At 33.9% G+C, this 744-nt stretch carries 1 protein-coding gene and 1 pseudogene; both read right to left on the bottom strand.

Annotated features, from left to right (window positions below):
* Window positions 1-612: carbohydrate ABC transporter permease (locus KH893_RS11215; protein ID WP_281166199.1), on the bottom strand; the 612-nt coding region annotated here is incomplete at its 3' end.
* Window positions 612-744 (bottom strand): annotated as a pseudogene (locus KH893_RS11210) (sugar ABC transporter permease); the annotation flags it as partial. The pseudogene KH893_RS11210 and the gene KH893_RS11215, both read right to left, overlap by 1 nt.

The raw sequence follows: 744 nt of genomic DNA, 5'->3' as shown, positions 1-744 counted from the left end.
GTTCCAAATTTTCATCGCATTCAGAATGATCACCGTGCCGGTCATCGATTTTACATTTGGGAGGATAATCATGAAGAAAGTTTTAATCGTACTTGCCCCATCCAAAATAGCCGCTTCATCAATACTTCTAGGAACCCCGAGAAAAGCTCCATAAAATAAAATCACTGATAAACTCAAAGCCAATCCTGTATTCATTAATATCAAACTAGTACGATCAAGAAAATCGATTTTACCAAAAATCGAAACTAGAGGAATCATAATCGATTGAAAGGGAATCAACATCGTTCCAGCACATAAATAATAGATAGACGAATTTAATCGACTGCTTGTCCGAGCTAAAGCATAAGCTGCCATTGAAGAGAAAATTGTAATTAGAAAAACACTGCCAACGGTAATAATCAAAGAATTCCAAAAACTATGTATGAAGTCGAGTTGCTGAAAAGCCTGATAGTAATTTTTAGTCGTAAAACTATTAAAACCAATCGGGTTCGCAAAAATACCGTTCTTTGTCTTGACTGAATTAAGAACAATAATAATAAAAGGATAAATCCATACAATTCCTGCTATGAGGGCAAAAAGAGTAATTGAAAATTTTGTAAGTTTGATTTTCATTATGATTCACGCTTTCTTGAGAAATATAGTTGCGCAAAAGAAACAAGCATCACAAAGATAAACAAAACGATTCCTTCGGCCTGGGCATACCCTTGTTGATAATTAACAAAAGCCGTATTATAAATATTCATT

Origin of the sequence: Liquorilactobacillus sicerae, assembly GCF_029916425.1 — a bacterium.
Lineage (GTDB): Bacteria > Bacillota > Bacilli > Lactobacillales > Lactobacillaceae > Liquorilactobacillus > Liquorilactobacillus sicerae.
This window is presented reverse-complemented; position numbering and strand designations above follow the sequence as displayed.